The organism is Aeromonas media (genome assembly GCF_000819985.1).
Taxonomy (GTDB): domain Bacteria; phylum Pseudomonadota; class Gammaproteobacteria; order Enterobacterales; family Aeromonadaceae; genus Aeromonas; species Aeromonas media.
In genome coordinates, this window is sequence record NZ_CDBZ01000091.1 from 24,520 (window position 1) to 49,470 (window position 24,951).

29 protein-coding genes are annotated in these 24,951 nt (G+C 61.7%); 9 read left to right on the forward strand and 20 right to left on the reverse strand.

The window, feature by feature from the left end:
* Window positions 1-15: 15 nt before the first annotated feature.
* Both BN1127_RS08175 and BN1127_RS08180 read right to left on the reverse strand, forming a co-directional pair.
* A complete protein-coding gene (locus BN1127_RS08175; RefSeq protein WP_041205696.1) occupies window positions 16-1,395 on the reverse strand; it encodes an MATE family efflux transporter in 1,380 nt (459 codons plus the stop codon).
* Between the two features lie 151 nt (window positions 1,396-1,546).
* Window positions 1,547-1,753: a YaeP family protein gene (locus tag BN1127_RS08180; RefSeq protein WP_005324956.1), complete on the reverse strand. Its 207-nt coding sequence runs from the start codon at window positions 1,751-1,753 to the stop codon at window positions 1,547-1,549.
* A gap of 136 nt (window positions 1,754-1,889) precedes the next feature.
* On the opposite strand from BN1127_RS08180, the gene BN1127_RS08185 reads away from it, so the two are divergent.
* Window positions 1,890-2,507: a riboflavin synthase gene (locus BN1127_RS08185; protein WP_005324958.1), complete on the forward strand. Its 618-nt coding sequence runs from the start codon at window positions 1,890-1,892 to the stop codon at window positions 2,505-2,507.
* Window positions 2,508-3,058: 551 nt separating this feature from the next.
* On the opposite strand, the gene BN1127_RS08190 is transcribed toward BN1127_RS08185, so the two are convergent.
* The 4 genes from BN1127_RS08190 to BN1127_RS08205 all read right to left on the reverse strand — a co-directional run bounded on the left by BN1127_RS08190 (window position 3,059) and on the right by BN1127_RS08205 (window position 6,346).
* Window positions 3,059-3,262, reverse strand: coding sequence for a CPXCG motif-containing cysteine-rich protein (locus BN1127_RS08190; protein WP_005324812.1), 204 nt, complete (start codon window positions 3,260-3,262; stop codon window positions 3,059-3,061).
* A 153-nt stretch (window positions 3,263-3,415) separates the two neighbouring features.
* Window positions 3,416-4,075, reverse strand: a complete 660-nt coding sequence (hxpB, locus tag BN1127_RS08195; protein WP_041205698.1) for a hexitol phosphatase HxpB — start codon at window positions 4,073-4,075, stop codon at window positions 3,416-3,418.
* Window positions 4,076-4,203: 128 nt separating this feature from the next.
* The gene (purT, locus tag BN1127_RS08200) at window positions 4,204-5,382 is read right to left on the reverse strand and encodes a formate-dependent phosphoribosylglycinamide formyltransferase (protein ID WP_041205700.1); all 1,179 of its coding nucleotides are present in this window, start codon (window positions 5,380-5,382) and stop codon (window positions 4,204-4,206) included.
* A gap of 73 nt (window positions 5,383-5,455) precedes the next feature.
* The gene (locus BN1127_RS08205) at window positions 5,456-6,346 is read right to left on the reverse strand and encodes a DMT family transporter (protein WP_041205702.1); all 891 of its coding nucleotides are present in this window, start codon (window positions 6,344-6,346) and stop codon (window positions 5,456-5,458) included.
* A 226-nt stretch (window positions 6,347-6,572) separates the two neighbouring features.
* Here BN1127_RS08205 and BN1127_RS08210 point away from each other — a divergent pair, with 226 nt between their 5' ends.
* Entirely contained in the window at window positions 6,573-7,160 is a 588-nt protein-coding gene (locus tag BN1127_RS08210; RefSeq protein ID WP_041205704.1) for an FMN-dependent NADH-azoreductase, read from the forward strand.
* Between the two features lie 90 nt (window positions 7,161-7,250).
* Here BN1127_RS08210 and BN1127_RS22390 read toward each other — a convergent pair whose 3' ends face one another.
* The 4 genes from BN1127_RS22390 to BN1127_RS08225 all read right to left on the reverse strand — a co-directional run bounded on the left by BN1127_RS22390 (window position 7,251) and on the right by BN1127_RS08225 (window position 9,626).
* A complete protein-coding gene (locus BN1127_RS22390; RefSeq protein WP_005331648.1) occupies window positions 7,251-7,427 on the reverse strand; it encodes a hypothetical protein in 177 nt (58 codons plus the stop codon).
* 160 nt (window positions 7,428-7,587) lie between these two features.
* The gene (locus BN1127_RS08215) at window positions 7,588-7,776 is read right to left on the reverse strand and encodes a DUF4250 domain-containing protein (protein ID WP_005331650.1); all 189 of its coding nucleotides are present in this window, start codon (window positions 7,774-7,776) and stop codon (window positions 7,588-7,590) included.
* A complete protein-coding gene (locus BN1127_RS08220) occupies window positions 7,773-8,243 on the reverse strand; it encodes a MarR family winged helix-turn-helix transcriptional regulator (RefSeq protein WP_005331665.1) in 471 nt (156 codons plus the stop codon). The genes BN1127_RS08215 and BN1127_RS08220 overlap by 4 nt, the downstream gene beginning before the upstream one ends.
* A 150-nt stretch (window positions 8,244-8,393) precedes the next feature.
* Window positions 8,394-9,626 (reverse strand): UPF0149 family protein, encoded by a 1,233-nt coding sequence (locus BN1127_RS08225; RefSeq protein ID WP_042649105.1) that lies wholly within the window; start codon window positions 9,624-9,626, stop codon window positions 8,394-8,396.
* Between the two features lie 271 nt (window positions 9,627-9,897).
* Here BN1127_RS08225 and BN1127_RS08230 point away from each other — a divergent pair, with 271 nt between their 5' ends.
* Window positions 9,898-10,773: a CvfB family protein gene (locus tag BN1127_RS08230; RefSeq protein WP_005331682.1), complete on the forward strand. Its 876-nt coding sequence runs from the start codon at window positions 9,898-9,900 to the stop codon at window positions 10,771-10,773.
* Between the two features lies 1 nt (window position 10,774).
* A complete protein-coding gene (locus BN1127_RS08235) occupies window positions 10,775-11,086 on the forward strand; it encodes a DUF1289 domain-containing protein (RefSeq protein ID WP_005331684.1) in 312 nt (103 codons plus the stop codon).
* Between the two features lie 45 nt (window positions 11,087-11,131).
* On the opposite strand, the gene BN1127_RS08240 is transcribed toward BN1127_RS08235, so the two are convergent.
* The 6 genes from BN1127_RS08240 to minC all read right to left on the reverse strand — a co-directional run bounded on the left by BN1127_RS08240 (window position 11,132) and on the right by minC (window position 14,822).
* Entirely contained in the window at window positions 11,132-11,455 is a 324-nt protein-coding gene (locus BN1127_RS08240) for an HI1450 family dsDNA-mimic protein (RefSeq protein ID WP_005331685.1), read from the reverse strand.
* Between the two features lie 287 nt (window positions 11,456-11,742).
* Window positions 11,743-12,519, reverse strand: coding sequence for a monofunctional biosynthetic peptidoglycan transglycosylase (gene mtgA, locus BN1127_RS08245; RefSeq protein ID WP_005331687.1), 777 nt, complete (start codon window positions 12,517-12,519; stop codon window positions 11,743-11,745).
* Window positions 12,504-12,830, reverse strand: coding sequence for an HI1450 family dsDNA-mimic protein (locus BN1127_RS08250; RefSeq protein ID WP_041205707.1), 327 nt, complete (start codon window positions 12,828-12,830; stop codon window positions 12,504-12,506). Before BN1127_RS08250 ends, mtgA begins: the two co-directional genes overlap by 16 nt.
* Before the next feature lie 178 nt (window positions 12,831-13,008).
* The gene (minE, locus tag BN1127_RS08255; RefSeq protein WP_010674646.1) at window positions 13,009-13,278 is read right to left on the reverse strand and encodes a cell division topological specificity factor MinE; all 270 of its coding nucleotides are present in this window, start codon (window positions 13,276-13,278) and stop codon (window positions 13,009-13,011) included.
* Between the two features lie 2 nt (window positions 13,279-13,280).
* Window positions 13,281-14,093 (reverse strand): septum site-determining protein MinD, encoded by an 813-nt coding sequence (minD, locus tag BN1127_RS08260; protein WP_005331693.1) that lies wholly within the window; start codon window positions 14,091-14,093, stop codon window positions 13,281-13,283.
* Between the two features lie 18 nt (window positions 14,094-14,111).
* The gene (gene minC / locus BN1127_RS08265; protein ID WP_042649106.1) at window positions 14,112-14,822 is read right to left on the reverse strand and encodes a septum site-determining protein MinC; all 711 of its coding nucleotides are present in this window, start codon (window positions 14,820-14,822) and stop codon (window positions 14,112-14,114) included.
* Window positions 14,823-14,928: 106 nt separating this feature from the next.
* Here minC and BN1127_RS08270 point away from each other — a divergent pair, with 106 nt between their 5' ends.
* Both BN1127_RS08270 and BN1127_RS08275 read left to right on the forward strand, forming a co-directional pair.
* A complete protein-coding gene (locus BN1127_RS08270) occupies window positions 14,929-15,207 on the forward strand; it encodes a YcgL domain-containing protein (RefSeq protein ID WP_042649107.1) in 279 nt (92 codons plus the stop codon).
* Complete coding sequence (locus BN1127_RS08275) at window positions 15,207-16,166, forward strand: lytic murein transglycosylase (RefSeq protein WP_042649108.1); 960 nt, start codon at window positions 15,207-15,209, stop codon at window positions 16,164-16,166. Before BN1127_RS08270 ends, BN1127_RS08275 begins: the two co-directional genes overlap by 1 nt.
* Before the next feature lie 206 nt (window positions 16,167-16,372).
* Here BN1127_RS08275 and BN1127_RS08280 read toward each other — a convergent pair whose 3' ends face one another.
* The 3 genes from BN1127_RS08280 to ppnP form a co-directional block, all read right to left on the reverse strand.
* Window positions 16,373-17,743: an L-serine ammonia-lyase gene (locus BN1127_RS08280; RefSeq protein WP_005325119.1), complete on the reverse strand. Its 1,371-nt coding sequence runs from the start codon at window positions 17,741-17,743 to the stop codon at window positions 16,373-16,375.
* A 286-nt stretch (window positions 17,744-18,029) separates the two neighbouring features.
* Window positions 18,030-19,412: an L-serine ammonia-lyase gene (locus BN1127_RS08285; RefSeq protein ID WP_041205714.1), complete on the reverse strand. Its 1,383-nt coding sequence runs from the start codon at window positions 19,410-19,412 to the stop codon at window positions 18,030-18,032.
* A 166-nt stretch (window positions 19,413-19,578) separates the two neighbouring features.
* Window positions 19,579-19,863, reverse strand: a complete 285-nt coding sequence (gene ppnP / locus BN1127_RS08290; protein WP_005325124.1) for a pyrimidine/purine nucleoside phosphorylase — start codon at window positions 19,861-19,863, stop codon at window positions 19,579-19,581.
* A gap of 270 nt (window positions 19,864-20,133) precedes the next feature.
* Here ppnP and BN1127_RS08295 point away from each other — a divergent pair, with 270 nt between their 5' ends.
* Window positions 20,134-21,378 (forward strand): dicarboxylate/amino acid:cation symporter, encoded by a 1,245-nt coding sequence (locus BN1127_RS08295; protein ID WP_082030010.1) that lies wholly within the window; start codon window positions 20,134-20,136, stop codon window positions 21,376-21,378.
* 84 nt (window positions 21,379-21,462) lie between these two features.
* Here BN1127_RS08295 and BN1127_RS08300 read toward each other — a convergent pair whose 3' ends face one another.
* A complete protein-coding gene (locus BN1127_RS08300) occupies window positions 21,463-21,861 on the reverse strand; it encodes a MerR family transcriptional regulator (RefSeq protein ID WP_005325128.1) in 399 nt (132 codons plus the stop codon).
* 132 nt (window positions 21,862-21,993) lie between these two features.
* Between BN1127_RS08300 and BN1127_RS08305 the strand changes: the two genes are divergently transcribed.
* Entirely contained in the window at window positions 21,994-23,157 is a 1,164-nt protein-coding gene (locus BN1127_RS08305; protein WP_042649117.1) for a thiolase family protein, read from the forward strand.
* 450 nt (window positions 23,158-23,607) lie between these two features.
* Window positions 23,608-24,912, forward strand: a complete 1,305-nt coding sequence (locus BN1127_RS08310; protein WP_042649109.1) for an outer membrane protein transport protein — start codon at window positions 23,608-23,610, stop codon at window positions 24,910-24,912.
* The last annotated feature ends 39 nt before the right edge of the window (window positions 24,913-24,951 follow it).

Genomic DNA, 24,951 nt, shown 5'->3' on the forward strand with positions numbered 1-24,951 from the left:
GCGTCGTGGCGCCCTTTATTGGGCCCGGGAAAGCGCGGTGCAGGCCTCCGGGCTCGCGAAGCGGCCATAGATGAACCTCAGCCGCGCCCCCAGCATCAGGGCGGCGCCGGTGAGGCCGACGATGAAGCCGACCCAGAAACCCTGCGGCCCCATGCGCGGCACCACCCAGTCGGTCAGCCCCAGGATCATGCCGGTGGGCAGCCCCATGCCCCAGTAGGCGATGATGGTGATGTAGAAAATCGCCTGGGTGTCCTTGTAGCCGCGCAGGGCGGCGGCGGCCACCACCTGCACCGAATCGGAGATCTGGTAGATGGCGGCGAAGAACAGCAGGGTGGCGGCCAGCGTGATCACCTGGAGATCATCGGTATAGATGCCTGCGATGGGCTCGCGCAGCAACACCGTCAGGGCGGCGGTACCGGCGGCCACCGCCATGCCGAGCATCAGACCGGTGCGGGCGGCGACCCGGGCCTGCTCCGGCTGGCCTTCCCCTATGCTGTGGCCGACTCTGATGGTCACGCCGACGCCAATGGAGAGCGGCAGCATGAACACCAGGCTGGAGAAGTTCAGCGCTATCTGGTGGCTCGCCACCGTCTCGGCGCCGAAGGGTGCCAGCATCAGTGCCACCACGGTGAACAGGGTTACCTCGCAGAATATGGCCATGGCGATGGGGAACCCTAAGCGAAACAGGCGCCAGATCCGGCTGCCGTTGGGGCGTGCCAGCTGGGCGCACAGGTTGATCTTCTTGAAGTGGGGGGAGAGCTTCACGTAGGCGATCATCGCCAGCAGCATGGCCCAGAGCACGATGGCGGTGGCCACGCCGCAGCCGACGCCACCGAGTTTCGGCATGCCAAAGTGGCCGTGGATGAAGATGTAGTTGGCGGGGATGTTGACCGCCAGCCCGACAAACCCGATCACCATGGTGGGCATGGTGTGGGAGAGTCCCTCGCTGAAATTGCGCAGCACCTGGAACAGCACGAAGGCGGGTAGGCCCCACAGGATGGCGTGCAGGTAACCGGCGGTCTTCTCCGCCATCACGGGATCTACATCCATGAACTGCAACGCCAGCGGGCTGAAGTAGAGCGCCAGCATGGCGATGGGGGTCACCATCAGCGCCAGCCAGAAGCCCTGGTGCACGGCCGGGCGGATCTCGTCCCGTTTGCGGGCCCCGTTGAGCTGGGAAACGATGGGGGTGAGCGCCATGATGATGCCCTGCACCAGCAAGATGATCGGCAGCCAGAAGCTGGAGGCCACCGACACGGCGGCGAGATCCACGGCGCTGACCTGCCCCGCCATCACGGTATCGACGAAGTTCATGGCGATCTGGGCCACCTGGGCCACCAGTATGGGGCTGGCTAGGCGAACGAGCTGCTTCGCCTCGGTCCAATAACGTTGCACTGACACCTCCGAGTGGATCAGATAAAAGAGAAAAGAACGGGTAAATGAGAGGGGCTTTTATCTCCTGCCGGGAGGAGACAAAACGCGGGGGTGTCATTCTAGCCTGAAAATCCGCCAACGGGGAAGGTTGGCGGTGCATTTCTACCCGAGATCAGGCGTCTTCGTGATCGCTGATCAGCAGGTTGGCGGCGGCGTAGGCGGCCTGCTCGCGCAGATCCGCAGGCACCCTGTCGTCGCTTGCCACGGCGTTGAGCGCCCGTATGCTGGCGGCGATGGCCTGGGGCACATAGCCCTGCTCGCCGGAGCCTATCTGGTTGTAGGCGATGCGAATGGCTTCACAGCACTGATATACCTGCATTTTTGTTTCCTCGTTAAGCCTGGATTGAATGGGGTCACTATAACGATCGGGGCCCGCCTTGTCAGCCGACGCCCTTGTCTTGCACTGTGGCCGGGGGTAACCTGCCGACAATTTTATTACAGCGTGGAGACGAGACATGTTCACCGGCATAGTACAGGGAACCGCCGAACTGGTGGCCATCGAAGAGCTGCCCAACTTTCGCACCCATGTGATCCGCATGCCGAGCCCGGCCTGGGGTGAGGGGCTGGCGCTTGGCGCCTCCGTGGCCCACAACGGCTGCTGCCTGACGGTCACCCGGGTGGAGGGGGACCTGGTCAGCTTCGATCTGATGCAGGAGACCCTGCGCCTGACCAACCTCGGTGCGCTCGGGGTAGGGGACAAGGTCAACGTGGAGCGGGCCGCCCGCTTTGGCGACGAGATTGGCGGCCATGCCATGTCCGGCCACATCATGGGCACGGCCGAGGTCACCTCGGTCATCGACACCCCCAACAATCGCCAGGTGTGGTACCGCCTCGCCCCCGAACTGATGAAATACGTGCTGACCAAGGGCTACATCGGCATCGACGGTATCAGCCTGACCATAGGCGAGGTGCGCGGCAGCGAGTTTTGCGTCAACCTCATTCCCGAGACCCTGGCCCGCACCAACCTGGGCTGGATCAAGGCGGGCTGGCAGACCAATATCGAGATCGATCCCCAGACCCAGGCCATCGTCGACACGGTGGAGCGGGTGCTGGCGGCGCGCCAGTCAGCCTGATCCGCCTGCGTTCACCCCTCAAGCTGGGCCATGCATCATGGGGACCTGTCCTATCCGTGGCTGTAAAGGCTTCAGTCAGTGCAGAACCCCGGCCGTCATGGGCCTGTGTCCGCATCTTGCAGCGGCTGAGCCAGAAGAAGCCCATCGAGATGACGGGCCCAAAGCGATGAACAGGAGAACCCTGTGGCGAGGATAAACACCATGCCCGGTGTGGCCAGCAACCCCTTGGCCTGCTGTGTCTCACGGAGCCTGGCTGTCTGACGCTGGCCGAAGGATGAAACCGGACCTACACTTCGAGTGTCTGGCACATCCATGAGCCGACAACCATCACATAAGCGACAAGGCCCCTTGGCGAACTTCAGGATGATTTGAGGTTCTCCGAGGGGCTTTTTTCTATGGGATCATTTTGAGGGCTCAGGTACTTGAGGAGAAGCGAGCCTGGATTCGACAGCATGGCGTCGCAGTCCTCATCCCCAGCGCAGGGTGACGCCATCACGTATGCACACGATGATACAGGCTGCTTCATGCAGGCCGAGCCATCGAAACGGCAATCAGAACATCTGCTCGTCGTCCGCATCCACAAACAGCTGCAGGCAGTCGCGAGCGTCATCCCGGTGCAATCGCAGGTGGATCGGATTGCAACAGGCCATGCAGTCCTCGTAGAACTCCTGATCCCCCTGGCTGGCATCCAGCTCGACCCGGGTGTGGTGGCCGCAGTGCGGGCAAACGATGCGCTTGCTGATGTATTCGATCATGGTGACCTCCTCGGGCCCTTGGGCCGCCTCTCTCCCTGATTCTAGTCGGCAAGAGGCGGCCCAACCGCGAGCGGGCGCACGTTTATGACAGGGGTCAAGGGATGCACGGTGCCCCGATGTTCTGATCCGACACGCCCTTGGCCCCGGATGGATTCAAGCCACCCAGCGGGCCAGCATGTCGGCATCCAGCTCGGCGAGCGAATGCAGCTGGTGATCGGCGATGGCGAGGCGTGGATCGCCGACCAGGGCCGGGTCCGGCACGATCAGCGCCTTCATGGAGGCCGCCTTGGCCGCCAGCAGACCGGTGAAGCTGTCCTCAATGGCGAGGCAGTGCACGGGCTCCACTCCCAGCTTCTCGGCGGCGTGGATATAGACATCCGGGTGCGGCTTGCCAAAGCGCTCCACCTCGGCGGAGTGGACCGCCATGAAGCGATCCCGGATGCCGAGTTTGCCGAGCACCGCCTCCACCATGGTGAAGGGTGAGGAGGTGGCGAGCCCGATCTTGAGCCCTTGCGCCTCGATGAGGTCGAGGGCTTCCAGCACGCCGGCCTTGGCCTGACCTTCCTGCAGGATGAGCGCTATCACCTGATCCAGGATGCGCTGGACTACCTCTTCCTGGGTCGGGCCGCTCCAGGGGCGCAGGCGATACCAGTGGGCCACCAGCTGATCGATGCGCACCCCTATGGTGGAGTTGCAGTCCTCCTCGGTGTGGAAGTGGCCCAGCTCGGAGAAGACGGCCATCTGGGCCCGTTGCCAAAAGGGTTCCGAGTCGATCAGAACGCCATCCATATCGAAGATCACGGCAGTTAACATCTTGTACTCCTGAGATAGATGAAGGGGGGATTATAAGCCCGGCGCTTCAATGGAAAAGGGGCAGTCACCTGCCCCTTGCGCCGGATCACGCAGATAAACGTTTGTTTTGACGTGACAAAGAGAGCGCTCTAGAAGAGCACCTCGACCCGGGCGGCGACCGCCTTGGCCTGTTCGACCGCTTCATTGCAATCTTCGCCCCGGGCCAGCGCCACGCCGAGACGGCGGCGACCGGCGATCTCGGGTTTGCCGAACAGACGCAACTGGGCACCCGGTACCAGAGCCAGGGCCTCGCCAATGGCGCCATAGCGGATGTTCTGGCTGTGGCCTTCCCGCAACACCACGGCGGAGGCGCTCGGCCCGAACTGGGTGATGGTGCCGACCGGCAGCCCCAGAATGGCCCGTACGTGCAGGGCGAACTCGGAGAGATCCTGGGAGATCAGGGTTACCATGCCGGTGTCGTGGGGGCGGGGCGAAACTTCGCTGAACCACACCTCGTCGCCCCTGATGAAGAGCTCCACCCCGAACAGACCATGACCGCCGAGGGCCTCGACCACCTTGGCCGCGACCTCTTTGGCGCGGGCCAGCGCCAGCTCGCTCATGGCTTGCGGCTGCCAGGATTCGCGGTAGTCGCCATCTTCCTGCCGATGGCCTATGGGATCGCAGAAGTGAATGCCGTCCACGGCGCGCACCGTGAGCAGCGTTATCTCGTACTCGAAGGGCACGAAGCCTTCGACTATCACCTTGCCACGACCGGCGCGGCCACCCTCCTGGGCATAGGTCCAGCTCTCGTCCAGTTTGGCAAGATCGCGCAGCAGGCTCTGGCCCTTGCCGGAGGAGCTCATCACGGGTTTCACCACGCAGGGCAGGCCTATGGCCTCGACGGCGGCGACGAAATCCTCCTTGCTCTGGGCGAAGCGGTAGGAAGAGGTGGGAAGGCCCAGCTCTTCGGCGGCGAGGCGGCGGATCCCCTCCCGGTTCATGGTGAGCTGGGTGGCGCGGGCGTTGGGCACGACCCTGACCCCTTCCTGCTCAAGCTGCGCCAGGGTATCGGTGGCGATGGCTTCAATCTCGGGGATGATAAGGTCGGGCTTGACCTCGGCCACCAGGGCGCGCAGGGCGGCACCATCGAGCATATCCAGCACGTGGGCTTTGTGGGCAACCTGCATGGCGGGAGCATTGGCGTAGCGGTCGGCGGCGATCACTTCTATGCCAAGGCGTTGCAGCTCGATGGCGACTTCCTTGCCGAGTTCGCCTGAACCGAGCAGCAGGGCACGGGTGGCAGCGGGGCGGGTGGCGGTTCCAAACATCTGATCTCTCCTGATGTCCATGGTCAGGGTTGCTGACCCGAGTGAGTAAAAAAAGAGGCACGCATGGCGTACCTCAGGAAACGGATTTGTGGGCGCGCTGCTCCAGATGGGTCAGCAGCATGATGGCGCCTATGATGATGGCGGCGCCGAGCCACAATCGGCCGGGAGGCGCCCAGCCAAACACCAGCCAGCCCGCCAGTACGTTCATGGGCAGTTTGGCAAAGTCAAAGGGTTGCACGAAGGAGGCCTCGGCCACGCTGTAGGCGCGGGCGATGGACATCTGGGCCAGGGCCGACAGCACCCCGGAGGCCGCCACCAGCAGCCACTGGATCTCGCTTGGCCACTGCCATTCCGGCAGGGCCAGCATGGCGTTGAAGGGGGTGCTGAAGATGAGCAGGTAGACCACTATGGTGTGGGACGATTCGCTCGCCGCCTGATAGCGCACCAGCAGGGAGTAACCGGCCCAGAACAGGGCGGCCGCCACCGGCAGCAGGGAGGCCCAGCTGAAGTCATCGGTCCAGGGGGCCAGGATCAGCATGGCGCCGACAAAGCCCGCCAGGGTGGCCAGGATGCGTGCCCGGCTCACCTGCTCCTTGAGCAGCAAGGCGGAGCCGAGGGTGGCGAACAGGGGGGAGGTCATCAAGAGTGCTATGCCCTGCCAGATGGGCACGGGCACCGCCAGCGCCCAGAGCCAGAACTGGATGCCGATGACTGCCAGGGCGACGCGCAGCAGGTGCAGCCGCAGCTGGTTGGTCATCAGGGATTGGCGCAGGCCGTGACGAACGAGCCAGGGCAGCAGGCAGATCAGGGCGACCAGGTATTGGTGAAAGGCGACCTGGGTCGAGGGGAGGCCGAGCTTGAAGCTGACAAACTGGCTCAGGCTGTTGACGGCGGCAAAGCAGAGGCCTGCCACCATCATCCAGACTGCACCGGCAAAGGGGGAGTGCCTGCGGGAGGGTGCCATGGGATCCGGGTCACTTAAAAAAAGTGCGGCGGATCATAACGGCAATCGTTTGTTCTGCCAAGGCCGGGGTGCTTGGTGAGTACCTAGCTGGCGAGGAAGTGCACAATCATCAAAATATTTGAATAACTTGAGCATCTATTTTCGCTATCCGCCTTGAAACTCAATCTTTATAGTGACCTCCATCGACAGCCAAGCTGTTCAACCGACAACCAAATGGAGTTTCACCATGGCCAATATCCTCGTTCTCAAGTCCAGCATCCTGGGCCAATATTCCCAATCCAACGCCCTGATCGACGGCTACCTGGCCGAACGCCAGGGTGACAGCGTCACTGTGCGTGATCTGGCAACCCTGAACCTGCCGGTGCTCGATGGCGAGCTGGCCATGGGCCTGCGTGGTGGCGAAAACCTCAACGAGCGTCAGCTGGCCGTGCTGGCCCAGTCCGACGAGCTGGTGGCCGAGCTCAAGGCGAGCGATCTGGTGATCATCGCTGCCCCCATGTATAACTTCAACATCCCGACCCAGCTGAAGAACTGGATCGATCTGGTGGCCCGTGCCGGCGTTACCTTCCGCTACACCGAGACCGGCCCGGTCGGCCTGGTGGAGAACACCCGCGCCCTGGTGGTCAGCCCCCGTGGTGGCATGCATGTGGGCAATGCCACCGATCTGGTGACGCCCTACATGCGCACCGTGCTGGGCTTCATCGGCATCAACGAAGTGGACTTCATCTACGCCGAGGGCATGGGCATGGGCCCGGAGGCGCAGGCCAAGGGCATCGAGCAGGCGAAAGAGCAGCTGGAAACCCTGGCATACTGATGCCGTGACGGTTGCCTGCTCATCCAGGTCGTGAAACAACAACGCAGCCATCAGGCTGCGTTGTTGTTTTCAGATGGCGGACGCCACTCTTCAATCCCAGATAAAGCGACGGCAGCCGCTGCCGACCAGCAGACAGACCACCACCAGGGATCCCAGCAGCAGGCTGCTGAGCCACTGCTCTGTACTCTGGGGCAGATGAGGGGAGAAGAGGCTGATCGTGAAGAGGGCGCTGATGATGATCAGGCTGGTCTGTCGGGTCAGGATCATGGGGTCGTCCTTGGCTGATGGTGAGCGAAATAAGGCTAACCGCCCTCTGTGACAGCCTGATGTATCCATACCTCAGGCCCATGGTCCAGCGGGGGTGCACTCACCTTAGCAGTTTTTGCCGCCACGGCCAGCGCCATGCGACAGCTTGTGATCCGGATCCCTATCTGAACTGCTTTTGATCAGGCTGGTAGTGGAAATCGCCGCCGGCCAGCCGTGCGATCAGGGCCTCCTTGTCGAGATCCTGCGCCCGGCAGAGATCGTCCAGATCAGCGTAATGATCACGAAGCTGCATGTTGACCACGCTCAGCAGCATGTTGATATCCATGGTGGCAAAGCGGGTCAGGTTCATGATTGTTGCTCGCTGTCCAGCAGGTGGAGTTGTTCGATGGCGTCGCTCACGCTTTGCAGGTGCAGCCGTATGCTCTGACGTGCCTCGGCGGGCAAATAGTCGGTGAGGGTGTGCTGCCAGCTGCCAGCTTCGGTCTTGAGCTGCTGGAACAGGGTGAGCCCCGCCGGGGTGAAGGAGACCAGACTGATGCGCTTGTCCTGGGCGCTGCTCTCGGTGAACAGAATACCCTTCTCCACCAGACGGTGGATCTCGCGGGAGATCCGCACCTTGTCCATCCCGCTCGCCTCCACCAGCTCTTTCTGGCTGATGGGATAGTGGGGGCCGAGCACCATCATCAGGCGCCATTGGGGCACCGTCAGCTGGTACCGCTGCTGGTAAAACTGTTCAAAGGTATCGCGCACCATTTCAGCGGCATGAACCAGCTGATAGGGAGGATAGTGCGCGAGCAGCTCTATGATCTTCGACATATGACATCCTGCTGTGGCGGCTGCATCGGGTGCAGTTTCTTTTGATACTTTGACCTTGATGATACGTAACACAAGGGCATTTGTCTGAACGGGCATCAGAAAAATGTGCGTTTGCGCACGTGTTGCGCTACGGATCCGGCAACCAGGGTCTCAACTGGCCTTGTTGGTTACACTTTTACGCAGCCAGATCAAGGCATTATGAGCAAGCCAGGCCTCGCGGCTCTGGAGCGCATAGAGCGCGGCCTCGTCGCGGCTTCCCCCCTGCCAGTGGCGGGGCTCCTGCTTGGGCAACCTGCGCTGGCCCAGCAGGGTGGCGGGTACATGGGGGTTGGTGTCAAGGGCGGCGACCAGATGGGGCAGCGCCGCCTGCTCGCCTTCGGTGGCAAACATCATCAGCGCCTTGTTGTAGCGCAGCCAGCAGGAGGCCTCATTGAAGCGCACCAGCAGCCCCTGCAGGGCAGCCCAATCCCCTTGCCAGGCATAGAGACTGGAGAGGGGATGACGACAGCCGGGCTCGTCGGCCTGACAACGGTCGAGCAGGGCCAGGTATGCGTGGCTCGCCTGCTCCTGCTGCCCCAGTCGCAGCAGGCAATCGGCCCGGCCCGCCTGGGCTGCGATCAGGGGTCGGGCCTCGGGAGCGCTCCAGCCGCAGCCTGCGTGTTGCTGCCAGAAGGCCTCGTCGAACAGGGGGCAGGCATCGGCAATGATGCGGTCAAACCAGGAGAGGCGGGCGAGGGGATCGCGGCACTGCGCCGCCTGCTCGAACCACTGCTGCCACTGGCGGGTCTGTTCGTTGTCGAGAAGGGGTTCTTCTTCATGCTGTGCCTCGTCCTGATCCAGGGTCAGCAGAAGGTTGAGGGCCGTCTTCATCTGCTGGCGCTGGCGCTTGCAAAAATCCAGGAAGGGCAGCTCGCTGGCCGCGGCCTGGTACAGCATCTGGGCCATGGGTCTGTCACGGAACAGGCAGAGCTCGGCCACCAGGCTGAAGCGGTAGCGAGTGGCGGGATCGTTCAGATCCGTCGGCGTGGGCCAGCGGGCCACCCCTTGACTGAAACCGTAGCTCCATTGGCCGAGGGGATGGCTCTGCTCGAATACCTGATCCGGATTATCGGTGGAGAGGCGACACTGGCTCGGCAGGGCCAGCTGGGCGTCGTCGGCCTGGGCCTCCAGCTCGGCGATCAGATGGTGCAGTGCCTCGGCACTCTTCTCGTCCAGCGTTGCGTCATGGGGCAGCAGCCCGGCCAGCGGATCTTGCCAGTCAGGGGCGGTTGGCCCCGTCAGACGGGCGCAGAGGAAGCCGTGCAGGGCCGGGTAACTCATGTCCTGCTGGCTGTGACTCTGGAGCCATTGATTGAGATGACGAGTACGAGTGGCTGGGTTCATCAACGCTTCCTCTGGATTTGACGGCCGCGAAGTCTACCTAAAAGTGGGGTTATTTGCAGCCAAGGGGCGACCGAGTGCTGCTAATATCGCCAGGCCAGGGTCACACCGAGGTGAAAATCCTGCGCGGGGGCGGGCAAGGGACTAGGTCCTGCCACGGCTCTGAGGTAACATGCGGGCCTGCATGAAAAACGCGAGCTCTTGTCCTCCCTCGGCCGACGACAGGGGCGATGCGCATCTATTACGGGCCATGAATTGCAGGCCCATCCGGATATTGAAAGAAGAGATCACCATGTTACAGATTGGCAAGATGAACACCCTCACCGTCGTTGAGCTCGAAGATCGCGGTGCCTGGCTGGCTGCGGGGGAATATGGCGAGCTGCTGTTGCCCAAGCGTCAGCTGCCGGAAGGCGTCGCCGAAGATGGCGAGGTGTCCGTCTTTCTCTATCTGGACGCGGATTGCGAGCCGGTGATCACCACCGACAAGCCCTTTGCCATGGTGGGTGACATCGTCGGCCTCAAGGTGGTCAACGCCAACAAGATCGGTGCTTTCCTCGACTGGGGCATGAAAAAGGATCTGTTCGTGCCAAGCCGCGAGCAGAACAAGCCGATGCAGGTGGGCCATGTCTACCTGGTGCACCTGATGCTGGACAACGAGGGACGCATGGTGGGCACCAGCCGCCTGGAGCGCTTCCTGCGCGTCGATCCCCCCTTCAAGGCCGGTGACGAGGTGACTGCGCTGCCGGGGGAACATACCCCCCTCGGTATCAAGGCCGTGGTCAATGGTCAGTACTCCGGCATGCTGTTCAAGAACGAGGTGTTCGGCCGTTTGATGACGGGCCGACCGCTGACCGCCTGGGTCAAGCAGGTGCGTGAGGATGGCAAGCTGGATCTGACATTGCAAAAACCGGGTCAGGATCGGATGGATGATGCCGGCGGCCGTATTCTCACCCGCCTGCAGAAGCAGGGCGGCAGCCTGGCGGTGGGGGACAAGAGCGAACCCGAGCTCATCTACAAGATGTTCAACATGAGCAAGGGCACCTTCAAGAAGGCCATCGGCGGGCTCTACAAGCAGGGCAAGATCGTCATCGAAGACAACTGCATCACGCTGGTCGCCGCAGAGACCAGCCCGGCGCAGGACGGCGAATAAGGTGCCGAGTCCCTGCATCGGCGACTGCCGGGCCAAGGACGGGCTCTGTCTCGGTTGCGGCAGGACCCTGACCGAGATAGGTCAGTGGTCCGCCATGGACAGCGAGGCCCAGCTGGCCCGCATGGCCGAGCTGGACGGCACGCGCAGCACCCATCAGTGCCCGGGATGCGGCGAGCCGGCGTTTTGCGCCGTCTCCGCCGGTGAACCCATAGAGCGTTGCTGGTGCAGCCAGCTGCCTTCCTTGCCCATGAGCGAGGCGAGCGCCTGCTGGTGCCGCCGTTGTCTGGCCAAGGCCATAGCGGCTCGCCCCTGAAGGGGTAAACAGCAGAGACGAAAAAGGCGCCAGGGGCGCCTTTTCTTATGCCTGTTGCTGGCGGTGCCAGCGAACATGGACCTCGTGTTCGCTCTGATCCCGCGGCAGCAGGAAGGTGGCATAGATCACCTCGAACTCCTCCTGATGATCCAGCAAGCCGACCCACACCTCGGCCCAACGCTCCATGTCGACCGGCACGCCGAGCTCGGTCGACCAGTCGGCGTTGGGCAGGGTCGCCTCGACGGCGCCACGCTGCTCGAATTCGAGGGTGATGTCGACGATTTGTTCGGGGGCCAGCATGTCGGCGGCCTGCTCCAGAAACTGATCATAGGCCCACTCGACCAGCTGATCCGGGCTACGTTGTTCCATGAAATCACTCCAGATACGTCCAGGTTCGCCACTTTAGCAATTATTGGGGATGGCGACCAGCGCATGAGGCCGGCAACCCCGTGCTGTCAAATGGCCGAAACAGGGGATAAGGTTAACAGAGCCGCCGCCATCGGGCGGCATCACGAGGCATGTGGGCAGCATGAAGCGACGACAGCACAGGCGGCAGATCAAGCGGCGACGGGAGACCTGGTGGTGGCACTATCTACCGCTGCACCGGGAGGTCGTCGGCGGTCATCTGGGGCCGCCCTCCGATCCCCTCGGTGAACCTAGCCAGCCTCGTGTACCCGGTTCAGGGTGACCTGACCGAGCTGACTCATCTGGCGGCGGATCCAGGCCGAACGCTGCTGCACATAGGGCGAGGGGGGCTTGACCCGGTAGCGCCAGGGATTGGGCAGGGCGGCGGCCAGCAAGGAGGCCTCGTAACGGGTCAGGCGAGCCGCCGGTTTGCCGAAGTAGTGCCTGGCGGCGGCCTCTGCGCCATAGATGCCGGGCCCGAACTCCACGATGTTCAGGTACACCTCGAGAATGCGGGACTTGTCCCAGCCCAGCTCCATCAGCAGGGTGAACCAGGCCTCTATCCCCTTGCGCAGGAAGCTACGATCGCTCCACATGAAGAGGTTTTTGGCCGTCTGCTGGCTCAGGGTACTGGCGCCGCGCACCCGCCGGCTTTGCTGGTTGTGCTTGAGCGCCGAGCTGATGGCGTCCATATCGAAGCCATTGTGATCGGCGAAGCGCTGATCCTCGGCGGCGATCACCGCCAGCTGCAACTCCCGCGAAATACGTTCGAGCGGCACCCAGTCGTGCTTGACCTCAGCCACCTTGGCGGGCGGAAACAGCGCCCGCTCGAGGCGCCAGGTCCACATGGGGGGATCGATGAAGCGCAGCAGCGCCACCGAGACGATGGAGCTGACCAGCGCCGCCAGCAGCAGCTTGCCGAGCCAGCCCAGCAGGCGGCGCCAGCGCGTCTGTTTCACGGGCTCGGGCTCTGAGTCCCACTCATAGTGACCGGGATCGTCGGGATCCGGAATTATTGGGGCAGCCATTCGATGTGGCAGAACTTCTCGTCGACACGGCGGGAGAGCAGCATGCGGGCGAACAGGTGCTCATACTCTTGCTCGGCATTGCCAAGGCCAACCCAGATCTCGGCGTACTCGGCATCACTCACGGCAAACCCCACGTCCGCTTCCCAGTCATCGGCGGGATCCGTCTCCGCCAGCAGGCCGCGGTCGTTGAACGCCTGGTTGAACAGGGCTATCTCCTGCTCAGGCAGGTTGTCCGAGGCCAGCTCCATGAAGAGTTCGAGGGCGGTATCGAGCAGTTCCTCGACGCTGTGCATTTCGTCATTCAAAGACATAAGAGCTGTGTTCCAGATGAGGGGGGAGAGGTCCCGTCGGCAGGGCCGAGGGGCGGGCAGTATTCTAGCTGGCCCCGCACGCCTTGGCGAGATGCCTCTGCGCCAGGCAATAAAAAACCGGATCCTGACAAAGGATCCGGTCTTCACTGGGGAAAAGGGTCACGCATGGGGCGTCAGCTCATCCCTTCTTCTGGTCGTCGGCGAAGGTGATGTTGAGCTCCAGCACCGACAGCTCGTCACTCTTCTGATCGAGCTGGACGGTGATCTTGTCCGGATCGATCTGCACATATTTACGGATCACATCGAGGATATCCTGCTTGAGCTGGGGCAGGTAATCCGGCCCCCCTCTGGATGAACGCTCGTGGGCAACGATGATCTGCAACCGCTCTTTGGCCAGTTGTGCGGTGTTCTGTTTCTTGTTGGAACGAAAATAATCCAATAATGACATGTTTAACTCCCGAACAGTCGGCTAAAGAAGCCCTTCTTCTCTTCTTCCAGAAAACGAAAATCCTTGGTATCGCCCAGCAGGCGCGCGACGGCGTCCTCATAGGCCTGACCGGCATCGGACTCCTTGTCCAGAATGACCGGCTCCCCCGAGTTGGAGGCGCGCAGCACCGCCTGGGACTCCGGGATCACCCCGAGCAGTTTGATGGCCAGGATCTCCTGCACATCCTGCACGCTCAGCATGTCGCCACGGCTGACGCGAGTCGGGCAGTAGCGGGTCAGCAGCAGGTGTTCCTTGATGGGGTCTTCACCGCGCTCGGCGCGACGGGACTTGGAGGCCAGGATGCCGAGGATGCGATCCGAGTCGCGCACGGAAGAGACTTCCGGGTTGGTGGTGACGATGGCCTCGTCGGCAAAGTAGAGCGCCATCAGGGCGCCAGACTCGATGCCGGCGGGAGAGTCGCAGACGATGTAGTCAAACTTCATCTCAGCCAGCTGATCCAGGATCTTCTCGACCCCTTCACGGGTCAGGGCGTCCTTGTCCCGGGTCTGGGAGGCGGGCAGGATGAAGAGGTTTTCCGAGCGCTTGTCCTTGATGAGTGCCTGGTTGAGGTTGGCCTCACCGTTGATCACATTGACGAAGTCATACACCACGCGCCGCTCGCAGCCCATGATGAGATCCAGGTTTCGCAGGCCAATGTCAAAATCGATGACCACTGTCTTGTGGCCACGCTGGGCTAAACCGGTGCTCAGGGCCGCGCTGGTTGTGGTCTTGCCAACGCCACCTTTGCCCGATGTAACGACTATGATTCGCGCCATTCTCGCTTCCTTGTAACTCTATTTGATGCGGTCTATTCGGAGTTGTTCGTTGTCCAGTCGGATATGGACTGGCTCTTGTATCAGGCCTGCCGGCAAGGCATCGCTGAGCTGGAAGGTGCCCGCGATGGAGAGCAGCTCGGCCTGCAATTGCTGGCAATAAATGCGGGCAAGAGGATTGCCCTTGGCCCCCGCGATGGCTCGGCCACGCAGGGCGCCATAAATATGAATGCTGTCGTCGGCGATGACTTCGGCTCCCGGACTGACCGAGCCCAGCACCACCAGGGAGGTGCCGGCAGCATAGATCTGCTGACCGGAGCGCACCGGCCCGACGTGGACCTTGCTCGGCTCCATCGGTGCCTGAACCGGGGCCGCCTCAACGGGGTCAGGCGCTGGTGCCGCAGGCTCGGGATCGGTCTTGCGGCTCTTGCCCGACACCATGACCGCCAGCCCGGCCGCCTTGGCCGCCGTCTTCATCGCCTCATCCCGCGCCCCCGTGATGCCGACCAGCACGAAATCTTCCGACTCGACCAGCTCCCTGAGCTGCTCGAAATCCGGGATCTCGCTGAGGCGTTCCACATTGAGGACGAGGGGGGCACAATTAAAAAACTGGGGGGCCTGCGCAACCTTGGCCTCCAGCAGTTGTCGGATCCGGTCCGGATTGCCATCGCTGAGATGCAACACAGAAATAGTGAAGGTGGTCCCTTTCAATTCGTTATCGCGTTCAACCATGAATCTTCCCCGAACCGAGACAGTAATACGTTATTGTTATTCAATTCCTGATGTTATAGTTTGCCACCACCAGAGGCAATGAACCCGTCGGATTATATCAATTTCCATGTTGTGTGCAGTCTATAAAAGTCGCAAAAAAGTCGAGACCTATCTCTTTATTGAAAGAAGAGAGGACTTTTCCCGTGTGCCAGAGGCACTGATGAGTACCTTCGGACGTCCCGAGCTGGTCTTGATGACCAAGCTGGACCCGGCCAAGCCCCTGGGGATCGCCTCCACCGAACGGGTGATGGCAGCCTTGCAGAGCCAGGGCTTCTACCTGCAGGTGCCTCCGCCACCGGAAAATCTGCTGGAGCAGCACAAGGCACAATTAAAGGGCGCCCGCTGATGCAGGGTCGGCCGGTGCTGTTATTGTTGGGCGCACTATTAAGTGCATCCGCGCAGGCCGGCGCCGATTTTGACCATTATGTGACGAGTCTCAAACAGCAAGCCCTGGCGGCCGGCATCCAGCCTGCGACGGTAACGGCCGCCTTTGTCGATATTCGCCTCATAGAGGCGGCCATCAAGCACGACAAAAATCAGCCGGAATTCAAACTGACCCTGGATTCCTATATTCCCCGCGCCGTGCCCCAATGGAAAGTCAAGCAAGCCCGTGCCTTATATCGCCAGCATCTGCCGCTGCTCACGAAAATAGGTCATGAATATGGGGTGCAGCCCCGTTTTATTGTCGCCTTGTGGGGCATAGAAACCAATTTCGGCAAACTCACCGGTAATTTCCCGCTGATCTCATCTCTGGCGACCCTGGCCTGGGACGGGCGACGGGAAGCCTTCTTCAAGAGCCAGCTGTTCGATGCCCTGCGCATCATAGAGCAGGGGCACGTGAGCCCCGCCGCCTTCAAGGGCTCCTGGGCGGGTGCCATGGGGCAGGTGCAATTCATGCCCTCGTCATTTCTCAAATACGCGGTCGATCAGGATGGGGATGGCAGGAAGGATCTGTGGGGCAATCTCGCGGATGTGTTTGGATCGGCAGCCAATTATCTGCACCAGAACGGTTGGCGCGAGGATCAGACCTGGGGACGGCGGGTGAGGGTGCCTGACTCCCTCAACTCTGCCCTGTTCGGGCTTGAGACCCGCAAGCCGCTGTCGGCCTGGCAGGCACTGGGGGTGCGGCAACTGGACGGTTCGCCGCTGCCTAAGGCCGACATGCAGGCCTCCCTCATTCGGCCCGATGATGTCCATGGCCGCAGTTATCTTGCCTATGAGAATTATCGGGTGCTGCGCCACTGGAATCGATCCCCCTATTTCGTGGTGGCGGTCGGTACCCTGGCGGATCTGATAGTGGAATAAAAGCGGAATAAACGCGGGCAAGGAGCGAAATAGGATGCGGGAATAGTCTCTTCTCATTCTGACACCTGACGGATAAGCCAACCCCATCTGAATGAATTTTCCCCTTCTTTTTTATTCTTTCATGCCAGTGCGTTTGCCCTTGAGAAAATCACAGACAAAAAAAGGCGGGAATCTCTCCCGCCTTGTTTGTATCTGCTGTCTACCGCTTATTCGCAGGCAACCTGCATCACCTTGATGGCCAGGCCACCGCGGGAGGTCTCACGGTACTTGGAGTCCATGTCCTTGCCGGTGATGTACATGGTCTCGATGACCTTGTCCAGGGAGACACGGGGCTTGGAGGTACGACGCAGGGCCATGCGGGAGGAGTTGACCGCCTTCATGGCGGCGATGGCGTTGCGCTCGATGCAGGGGACCTGTACCTGGCCAGCGACCGGATCGCAGGTCAGACCCAGATTGTGCTCCATGCCGATCTCGGCCGCTTCACACACCTGCTCCGGGCTGCCGCCCATCAGTTCGGTCAGGCCGGCGGCGGCCATGGAGCAGGAGACACCTACCTCACCCTGGCAACCCACTTCGGCACCCGAGATGGAAGCGTTCATCTTGTAGAGCATGCCGACGGCGGCGGCGGCCAGGTAGAAACGGGTGTATTCGTCGCGGCCGACCGGCTGGATGAACTTGTCGTAGTAGGCCAGCACGGCCGGGATGATGCCCGCGGCGCCGTTGGTCGGAGCCGTGACGACGCGGCCACCAGCGGCGTTCTCTTCACTCACCGCCAGGGCGAACATGTTGACCCAGTCAACGATGCTCATGGGGTCGTTGGAGAGATGCTCGTTGGTGGTCAGCTGACGGTAGAGGGGGGCAGCACGGCGCGGCACCCGCAGCGGGCCGGCCAGGACACCCTCGGTGCGGCAGCCGCGCTCTATCCCTTCACGCATGGTGGTCCAGATCTTGCCGAGCTTCTTGTAGATCTCTTCCGGGGTATTGAAGCACTTTTCGTTCTCCAGCATCAGGGCGGAGATGGAGAGACCGGTCTGGCCGCAGTGGGCGAGCAGCTCGGCGGCGCTCTTGAAGGGGTAGTTGACGGTCATGTCGCCGCTGTCGGCCTTGCCGAAGCTCTCTTCGTCGACGATGAAGCCACCGCCGATGGAGTAATAGGTCTTGCTGTAGACGGCCTCGTCTTCGATGAAGGCGGTCAGCTTCATGCCGTTCTCGTGCAGGGGCAGGGCCTCGTCATGGAACACCATGGCGCCTTTGGGGAAGCTGACGGTGTGGCAGTGCAGGCCGATGGGCAGGCGACCGGTCTGCTCGACCCGGGAGATGAATTCAGGAATGCCGTCGATGTCGACATTTTCCGGCAAGTTACCGGCCAGCCCCATGATGATGGCGGTGTCGGTGTGGTGGCCTTTGCCGGTCCAGGAGAGGGAGCCATAGACGTCAACCTGGATCCGGGTGATGTCACGGATCTTGCCGCTAGCACGCAGATCATCCACGAACTGTTTGGCAGCTTTCATCGGGCCGACAGTGTGGGAAGAGGAGGGGCCAACACCGATTTTGAAGATATCAAAAACGCTGATCATGTAACAATTACCTCAGGGTAGAAGGGGGCGCCATGCCCGCTCGCAGAAAGGGTGATCCATGGGACGGGTCTGTCGTCACAAAGGCCGGGAAACCAGATAACCGCAGTGTAACGGCTTCCTGCCTAAAAAAAGTTGAAATAGATCTATTTTTGTTGAATTCACGGCGCGAGTATAAAATTTATTTTGATGGTTATCCATTTTGTTAAGCGCAAGGCAAACGTTTTGCAAAAAAATACCCGGCCAGGCCGGGTATCTGAGGGTCATCTGAGGTCGTTTTTACTCAGGCTTAACATTCGGTGATGTTGACGGCGAGGCCGCCGCGGGCGGTCTCCTTGTACTTGGTCTTCATGTCGTTGCCGGTTTCCCACATGGTTCTGATCACCTTGTCCAGCGACACCTTGTGCTCGCCGGTGCCACGCAGGGCGAGGCGGGCGGCATTGATCGCCTTGACCGCTCCCATGGCGTTGCGCTCTATGCAGGGCACCTGCACCAGGCCGCCGATGGGATCGCACGTCAAACCCAGGTTGTGCTCCATGCCGATCTCGGCGGCGTTCTCGACCACGGCCGGACTGCCGCCGAGCAGTTCGGCCAGGGCGCCGGCGGCCATGGAGCAGGCGACCCCCACTTCTCCCTGACAACCCACCTCGGCCCCCGACAGGGAGGCGTTCTTCTTGTAGAGGATGCCGATGGCGGCGGCGGTGAGGAAGTACTGCATCAGCAGCTCGTCATCCACCTTGCGCACGAAGCGATCGTAATAGTGCAGCACGGCGGGGATGATGCCGGCGGCGCCGTTGGTGGGGGCGGTCACCACCCGGCCACCGGCGGCATTCTCCTCGTTGACGGCCAGGGCAAACAGGTCCACCCACTCCATCACCATCAGGGGATCCTTGTTGAAGTTGGTCTCGCCACAGAGCTGGCGATAGAGGGCCGGGGCGCGCCGTTTCACCTTGAGGCCACCCGGCAATACCCCCTCGCTCCTGCAACCGCGCTCGACACAACCCTGCATCGCCTGCCAGATCTTGCGCAGGCCCGCCTTGATCTCGGCTTCACTGCGAAACACCTTTTCATTGGCCAGCATCAACCCCGAGATGGAGAGACCGCTCTCCTGGCAGTGGGCCAGCAGCTGGGCCCCGCTCTCGAACGGGTAGGGCACGGGGTGGGCGGCATCGAAGCGGGCGGCCTCTTCCCGGGCATTGGCGAAGTGGCTCTCCTCTATGATGAAGCCGCCGCCGATGGAGTAGTAGGTCTGCTCAAACAGCAGGGCGTCACCCGCGAAGGCACGCAGGGTCATGCCGTTGGAATGGGCGGGCAGGGTCTTGCGCCGATTGAAGAGGATGGCGCCGACGCGAGGGAACTGGCTCGGTTGCTCACCCCCCAGGCGTAGGGTCTGGCTGTGTTCCACCTGATCGAGGAAGGCGGGGATGGCCTCGATGTCCACGGATTCCGGCTCGAACCCGGCCAACCCCAGGATGATGGCCTTGCCGGTGCCATGACCCTTGCCGGTCTGGCCGAGGGAGCCGTAGCACTCGACCACGACGCGCTCGGTGCGGGAGAGGAGTGCGCTCTGCTTTAGGGTGTGCACGAAGGCGCAGGCTGCCCGCATCGGCCCCACGGTGTGGGAGGAGGAGGGACCAATCCCGATGGAAAACAGGTCGAAGACACTGATCATGACGTACTCCGATTATGGATTTCGTCTAAACATTGTAAATTTTTTGTAGTCGATGAAAAGGGGGGAAGCAGCGGCGTGTGATGGCGGTGTGGAAATGGGGCAAAACAGGAAGAGCAGGGGCGCCAGGAGGACAATTACTGCCTCCTATGGCGCCCCTGTGGCACTGTCAGTCGAGGAATTCGCACAGGTAGGCGGTGGCTGTCTTCACTTCCAGCTTGAAGGAGGAGTGGCCAGCCACGTCAAAGGACTCGCCCTGATGGTAGGTATGCCACTCGTCTTCATCGGCCAGCTGGATGCGAAGGGCCCCCTTGACCACCGTCATCCGCTCCGGGGCTGCGGTGTTGAACTGGTAATCTCCCGCTTCCATCACGCCGACCGTGGCTTTATCACCTTTTTGCTCGAAACCGATAGATTTAACATTTCCGTCAAAATACTCGTTAACTTTCAGCATCTTTTCTTCCCTGTATGCACGTTTGAAGAGTCAAAGTAGCACATTATTTTGGCCATTGTCATGGTGAAATAGGGAAAATGCATGGAGTTTCTAGTGGGTCTCCATTCTGAGGGAGATCATAAAAAAATCACTTCGTTCAGGGATCCCGATGTTAAACGGGTAATAAATATGAGATAAAGCGCGCCGCCAGAGCAATGGAGAGGATTTGACGCTCTGGGTGGTCATTTGCGCTGCAAAAGTGTGAGTCATTGCTAAATAAAGGAACATTCTGTGTTGACAAAGGGATTAATTAAAAATATCGGCTTCCAGGTCGTGGTCGCCATGATTCTGGGGGCGCTGGTGGGGGCCCTCATGGGTGAGCAGGCGACCGTCTTCGCGCCGTTCGGTACCCTGTTCATCCAGCTGATCAAGATGCTGGTGATCCCGCTGGTGGCGGTCGCCATTCTGTCCGGGGCCGCCAATCTGGGCGCCAGCCCGGCCGCAGGCAAGATAGGGGTGACCACGCTCGCCTTCTTCCTCGGTACCTCCGCCCTGGCGGTGTTGCTGGCACTGGTGATGGGTCAAGTCTTCAAGCCCGGTGTTGGGGTCGATTTCGGCTCCACGGCCGCCATGTTCTCCGGTGATTACGCCGACAAGGGCGCCCTGCCGGACGCCGTGGCTACCCTGCTTGGGATGATCCCGACCAATGTGTTCAGTGCCCTGAACGAGGCGAACATCCTGCAGATCCTGGTGTTCTGCATGTTCCTCGGCATCGCGCTGGCCAAGCAGCCCCGCGAGCGTGCCAAGCCGCTGGTGGATGGCCTCAACACCCTGGTGGACGCCTTCGTCTGGATGATCAACAAGGTGATGCTGATTGCCCCCATCGGGGTCTTCGGCCTGATGGCCGACGCCATCGGTACCTATGGTTTCGACGTGCTGACCCTGGTGCTCAAGCTGTTCGTGGTCTATGTCGCCGCCATCCTCATCTTCGGCTTCGTGGTCTACCCGCTGCTGATCGCGGTCTTCTCCAACACGCCGGTACGCAAGTACTTCTCGGCGATGAAGAAGCCGCAGATCGTGGCCTTCTCCACCGCCTCTTCCATGGCGACCCTGCCGGTCAACATGGAGACTTGCGAACACGATCTGAAGGTGACCAATGCCACCGCTTCCTTCGTGCTGCCGCTGGGCGCCACCATCAACATGAGCGGCAACGCCATCTATTACGGTCTGGTGGCCATCTTCTTCGCCCAGGTTTACAACATCGATCTCAGCATGGGCGCCTGGGCGGCCATCATCCTCACCTCGACCCTGGGTGCCATCGGCCAGGCCGGCGTGCCGGGCCCGAGTTTCCTGGTGGTGGCCGTGCTGCTGGCGGCCGGTATCCCCATCGAGGGCCTGCCGCTGTTGTTCGCGCTGGATCGCCTGTTCGACATGATCCGGACCGCGCTCAACATCACCGGCGATGCGGCCTGCGCCATCATCGTCGATCGCTACAGCCCGGATTACGATCCGAACCGCTGGAGCAAGGAGGCCTGATTCCAGGCTCACCGTCATGAATGACAAGAGGGAGGCACAAGCCTCCCTCTTTTTATTTTCCTTGGATTGGAATTGTCGGCCGACTCAGGGCGTCAGCTGCCCCAGCGCCTGCCGGCAACGCTGCTCCGCCGCCTCCAGCTCCAGCAATACCATCTGGATGTCTTCCAGCTGTTGCTGCAGGGTCTCCCGCTTGTCGGCCACCAACCCCAGCATGGTCTGCAACTGGGAGCGGCTGCTCTTGTCCGCGTCATAGAGATCGAACAGCTCACGGATGTCTGCGAGGCTGAACCCTAGCCGTTTGCCACGCAGGGTCAGCTTGAGACGCACCCTGTCCTGGCGACTGTAGATCCGGGTCTGTCCCTGGCGTGTCGGATTCAGAAGGCCCTGATCCTCGTAGAATCGGATACTGCGGGTGGTCACATCGAATTCACGGGCCAGCTCGCTGATGCTGAAGGTCCGGGCGTCATCCTTGGATTTGGTCATAGGGCTATCTTGGCTGTCATCTGGTTGTCAATGCAGGCTGGCACCTTACCCAAACGTCAACTTCCTCGCAAGTCTTGTTCCGGGGACGGCAGCGGCATATGTTATCCCAATGTAACAAGGAGAGCGCTATTGATGGATATCGTGATTGTGGCAGCCAAACGTACCCCCATGGGGGCCTTCCAAGGGGCCTTGAGCACACTGAGTGCTCCGGAGCTCGGCGCCTGCGCCATCCGCGCCGCCCTGGCGGCGGCCGGGATGGGGGGGGATCGGGTCGATGAGGTCTATCTGGGCAATGTGCTGAGCGCCGGGGTCGGGCAGGCACCGGCCCGGCAGGCGGCACTCAAGGCCGGGCTGCCGGACAGCGTGCCCTGCACCACCCTCAACAAGGTGTGCGGCTCCGGCATGAAGGCGGTGATGCTGGCGGCAGACGCGCTGCGGCTGGGGGAGGTGGACGTGGTGGTGGCGGGCGGCATGGAGAGCATGAGCCGGGCCCCCTATTTGCTGGACAAGGCGCGCAGCGGTTTTCGCATGGGTCACCAAAGCGTGCTGGATCACATGTTCCTCGACGGTTTGCAGGATGCCTACGAGGGGCACCTGATGGGCCACTATGCCCAGCTGAGCGCGGACAGAGCCGGGCTGACCCGGGCTGACATGGATGCCTTCGCCATCGCCTCTCTCGAGCGGGCCCTGGCAGCCCAGCGAAGCGGCGCCTTCGGAGCAGAGCTGGCGCCCGTGATGGCCGGGGACACCCTGTTGCTGGCCGACGACGAGCAACCGGAGAAGGCCAGGCCCGACAAGATACCGACCCTGAAACCGGCCTTCAGCAAGACGGGCACCATCACGGCGGCCAATGCCAGCTCCATCTCGGACGGGGCGGCGGCGCTGGTGCTGATGCGGGCCGAGACGGCCCATCAACTGGGCTTGCCGGTGCTGGCCAGGGTGGTGGGATACCAGAGCCATGCCGCCCTGCCGGCGGAGTTTACCAGCGCCCCGGTGGGGGCCATCGACAAGTTGCTGGCCCGGGTGGGCTGGTCGGTGGAGGAGGTGGATTTGTTCGAGGTGAACGAGGCCTTCGCCATGGTGAGCATGCTGGCGATGGCGGGGTGCCAGATCCCCCATCACAAGCTGAACGTAAACGGAGGCGCCTGCGCCCTGGGGCATCCCCTGGGGGCCAGCGGTGCCCGCATCCTGGTGACTCTGATCCATGCCCTGCGCACGCGCGGGCTCAGGCGAGGGGTGGCGAGTCTGTGCATCGGGGGCGGAGAGGCGACTGCCATGGCCATCGAGCTGGTGTGAGCCCTTGGTCCCAACACCGGCCCCAGGCCGGTCCGGTGTTGAGGCCATTTCCCTCTGTTTCTCCCTCCACTCATTACTTATGTCCGGCAGCGGGTCGTTCAGGTGACCTGCTTGTCTCCCTCCATGTCGCTCTATCAACCCCTGGTTTCCCAACTGTGCTGTTCGTTCGTCATGTCACCTGGCCTGATGGATAGACGGTGGCGAAAAGTCCGGTTTTGGTGGGGAACATGGACTGATTTGCTTTCATTCAGCCGGGATTAAGCCTGATGACCGTTTTCGACACTGGTCTGCTTTGTGGCGGGAGATGGGCTCCCTACTATTCGCCTCTGTTTTACTGTCCTCGCACCGTTCCCGTGCGCCACTGACCCACGGCAGTGTTCCGTCGTTGCCGTCATGGCCACTGTGACGATCAATGCCCGCTTGCGGTGGGCACCCACAAGAGAAACTCAGATGACTACGCCATTCAAGCGCAGCACCCTTGCCAGCGTGCTGGCACTGCTTGCTACCCATGCCTCAGCCTCCGGCTTCCAGATCAACGAACACTCCGCCGCCGGCCTTGGCCGAGCCTTCGCGGGTGAGGGGGCCATCGCCGACAGCGCCGCCGTGCTGGGTCGCAACCCCGCTGCCATGATGATGTTCGACAAGACCGCCGTCTCGGTAGCGGCCACCATGGTCGATCCGGATTACAGCGTGGACGGGGCCTTTGTTGCCGATCTGCCGGGTAGCCGGTTTGACTCCAGCACGCCGGCAAGTCATGGCAACGCCGGCCCCAACGCGGTCATCCCCGCCGCCTACATGATCCACCCCGTCAACGACCAGTGGGCCGTCGGTTTCGCCATGATGACCAACTACGGCCTGGGCACCCGCTTCGACGACAGCTTCGGGGCGGGCAGCCATCCTGCCGCCGGCCTGTTGGCGGGTGAGACGTCCCTGATGAGCGTCAATCTGAACCCCAATGTCGCCTATCGCGTCAACGAGCAGTGGAGCCTCGGGGCCGGTATCAACTACACCCTCGCCACCGGTTACGTCGATAGGGTCGATGCCAATGGAAACGCCAATGGTGCTCACAATACCCTGGCCAACTTCGATGGCGCCGGCAACGGTTGGGGCTGGAACCTCGGTACCCTGTTCGAGATCAACCAGGATAACCGCCTGGCGCTGACCTATCGCTCCCAAATCGATGTGGAGCTGGAGGGGGATTACACCGGGGCAGTGGGGGCGCCCGGCTATAAGGCCGAGGCCACGGTCGATGTGCCCATGCCCGCCATCGCCGAGTTTTCCGGTTACCACCGCCTGACTCCGCAATTTGCACTGCACTACTCCGTGATGTGGACCGACTGGAGCGCCTTTGAAAAACTGGAAGCTGTCAGCAGCCAGTGCAACCTGCCGGGTGGCGTCTGCCTGAGCAAGAACGAGCAGCTGCAAGATGCGATGCGCTACGCGGTCGGGGCGACCTGGTATGTGAACCCGCAGTGGGAGGCACGCGTCGGCGTCGCCTATGACGAATCCGCCGTGCAGAGCGAGCACGCTACCATTAGTCTGCCGGATGCAGACAAGTGGTGGTACAGCGCGGGGGCGACCTATCACATCGATGAGAGCAAGATCATCGATCTTGGCATGGCCTATATCAATGGGGAAGCGAGCGGGGTGAAGGAAGGGATCCACAACAACGACCCGGGTCAGCCGTTCTATTTCGAAGGCAACAATGAAGGCAATGCCTTCCTGGCCTCGGTCCAGTTCAATATGGTGTTCTGAACGAAACGTCCCCTCGCGGGACGTTTTTGTTATGAGATG